The 2484-nt window shown below is 68.6% G+C and carries 5 protein-coding genes; 2 read left to right on the top strand and 3 right to left on the bottom strand.

The features are described from left to right. A partial coding sequence (locus tag AB1609_21145; protein ID MEW6048942.1) for a hypothetical protein occupies positions 1-300 on the bottom strand: 300 nt, incomplete at its 3' end. 55 nt (positions 301-355) lie between these two features. On the opposite strand from AB1609_21145, the gene AB1609_21140 reads away from it, so the two are divergent. Together AB1609_21140 and AB1609_21135 are read left to right on the top strand one after the other, a co-directional pair. Then, on the top strand, positions 356-1252 hold the full coding sequence (locus AB1609_21140; GenBank protein ID MEW6048941.1) for a substrate-binding domain-containing protein: 897 nt from the start codon (positions 356-358) through the stop codon (positions 1250-1252). Continuing rightward, the gene (locus AB1609_21135; GenBank protein MEW6048940.1) at positions 1249-1890 is read left to right on the top strand and encodes an ABC transporter permease; all 642 of its coding nucleotides are present in this window, start codon (positions 1249-1251) and stop codon (positions 1888-1890) included. The genes AB1609_21140 and AB1609_21135 overlap by 4 nt, the downstream gene beginning before the upstream one ends. Before the next feature lie 29 nt (positions 1891-1919). Here the strand turns inward: AB1609_21135 and AB1609_21130 are convergent, their stop codons facing one another. Then, the gene (locus tag AB1609_21130; GenBank protein MEW6048939.1) at positions 1920-2174 is read right to left on the bottom strand and encodes a MoaD/ThiS family protein; all 255 of its coding nucleotides are present in this window, start codon (positions 2172-2174) and stop codon (positions 1920-1922) included. Then, positions 2171-2484 (bottom strand): hypothetical protein (locus AB1609_21125; protein ID MEW6048938.1); only part of this gene is annotated, 314 nt, incomplete at its 5' end. The genes AB1609_21125 and AB1609_21130, both read right to left, overlap by 4 nt.

Here is a 2484-nt window from a genome sequence, read left to right as displayed (position 1 = left end):
CCCGATCTGCAGCCGGGGCGCCTGACCGATGACGACCTCGCCAGCCACCGAAAGGTAAGCGGGCAGGCCCTCGCCGGCGCCGAACGTGTCGGCCGCACGGAGCGCGTACCCGTCCACCGTCGACCTGGCGAACGGCGGCAGATCCTCGCCCGCCACGACGTCGGCCGCCAGCACCCGCCCCAGGGCCTCGAATAGGGCCACCTTCTCGGTCTTCACCGGAGGCGGCTGCCACGCGGCGAAAAAGCGCCCCTTTGCCTCCTGAGGCGTCAAGACCTCGATAAAAGGCGACCCTTCGCCCATCCCGCGGCGGCCCCCCTGAAAGGATTTGAAACGGTCTTAGAAAACCCCAAAGAGGGTGAGGTTCTCGCCAATGGCCCGGCGCCGTTACGCTGCAGCCATCATGCCGGCCCTCCTGGCCCTGCTGCTCGGGGCGAGAGACTTCCTCGGCGGGGCGGCGCCTTCTGGCTGCTCAGGGGCGCAAGCTCACGCCGCCGGCCGGCTCCTGCTGGCCACGACCACCAGCCTCGCCGACTCGGGCCTCCTGGATGCCCTGGTTCCGGGCTTCACCCGGCAGACGGGCACCCGCGTCGACGTGGTGGCGGTGGGCACCGGCCAGGCGCTCGCCCAAGCCCGCAGGGGTGACGCCGACCTCGTCCTGGTTCACGCGCCCGAACTCGAGGGGGAGTTCGTCCAGGCCGGCTTTGGCCTCATGCGAAGGTGCATCGCCTACAGCCGCTTCGCCCTTGCGGGGCCGGCCGACGACCCGGCCCAGGTGCGTTCCGCGCCGAACGCCGCCGACGCCTTCGCCCGCATCGCCCGCCGGGGCGCTCCGTTCGTCTCCAGGGCGGACGGGTCAGGAACCGAGTTGAAAGAGCGGGCTGTCTGGAAACTGGCCGGTGTGGAGCCCCGGGGCCATCACTGGTACTTCCCTTCCGGTTCGGGCATGGCAGCGGCGCTCACGATAGCCGACCAGCGGCAGGCGTACGTCCTGACCGACCTGGCCACCTACCTGGCGATGAGGCCCCGTCTGCGCCTGGAACTCCTCTACGATCAGGAAGACCCCACCCTGTTCAACCAGTACGCCGCCGTCGCGGTGAACCCCTCCCGCTTCCCGCACGTCAACTTCGCTGCGGCGGCTGCCTTCGTCGACTACCTGCTCTCACCCGAAGTGCAGCTTCAAATCGCCGCGTTCGGCCGGGATCGCTTTCAACGCCCCATCTTCACTCCTCTGGGAGGGCAGTGCATCAAGTGACTGCAATTGTGCTGCGAACGCTGGAGGTTTCCGGTTCGGCCCTGGCCGTGGCCGCGGCCGTCGGGATCCCGCTGGGGGCGGTGCTCGGGTTTCGCGACTTCCGGAGCAAGCGCCTGGTGCTGACGGCCCTCTACACCGCCATGGGGCTGCCGCCGGTGCTGGTCGGGCTGGTGGTGTTCCTGCTGCTCTCCCGCCAGGGGCCGCTCGGGTCGTGGGGGCTTCTGTTCACGCCCCCGGCCATGGTGATCGCCCAGGCCATCCTCGTCACGCCGCTGGTCGCGGGCATCACGATGGCAGCCGTCACCGGAGTGGACCGGTCGATCCGGGAGGCCGCTTTGATCGACGGGGCCTCCCCTCGCCACGTCCTGTACCTGCTCCTGCGGGAGTCGCAGTTTGGCGTGATCGTAGGGGTGGTGGCCGGGTTCGGGCGCGCCATCTCCGAAGTGGGCGCCGTGCTCATGGTGGGAGGCGACATCGAGGGGTACACCCGCGTCATGACGACGGCCATCGTGCTGGAGACCCGGAAGGGTAACTTCGAATTAGCCCTTGCCATTGGAGCCGTTTTGCTCGGGCTTTCCTTCGCGGTGAACCTGGTGCTGCACCTCTTACAGCCCGGCATGTACAGTGGCACCAGCTAAGCCCGGCGCCGGCACCGTCAACGCCGCGCTCAGGCCCCGCCCGCGATGGCGGGGAAGAAGCCGACGTCGTCCCCGTCTCGCAGCGGCGAAGCATCGTTCACGACCACGCCGTTGACAAAGACCACGCGGACCGCCTCTTTCGGGATACCCAGGTGCTGGACGAGCATACCCACTGTCGCGCCGTCCTCGAGCCGCACCTGGATGGGCACCCCCGTGCGGGCCCCGGGATAGCACTCTCTCAAGGTAGCAAACAGCTTCACGTTGACGGTGATCAGGGACCTCACTCCTCGATGCGCGGGAAGTACTGGCGGTAGATCAGGGCCATTTCCCGGGGAAACACACCCAGCCGGTCGCCCGGCCGCACCCTGCGGCGCATCCCCGAGTACTGGCCGTTGAGGAAGAGGTGGCCCACGTCCCCCGCACCAATGTCCAGCTGCTGCAGGACGTCGCCAATCGTGGCGCCGTCCTTGACGGGCACCCGGCGCACCGCCTCCTCCATCGCCGACCGGACGCCCGCCAGCGCCGCAAACCTCCCGTAAAGCCGCACTTCCACCAAAAGCCTGGCTTCTACCACCGCAACTCCCCAAAGGTACA

Source organism: Bacillota bacterium (genome assembly GCA_040754675.1).
Taxonomy (GTDB): domain Bacteria; phylum Bacillota; class Limnochordia; order Limnochordales; family Geochordaceae; genus Geochorda.
Note: the sequence above shows the minus strand (reverse complement) of the source record. Positions and strands in the feature narration are given on the sequence as shown.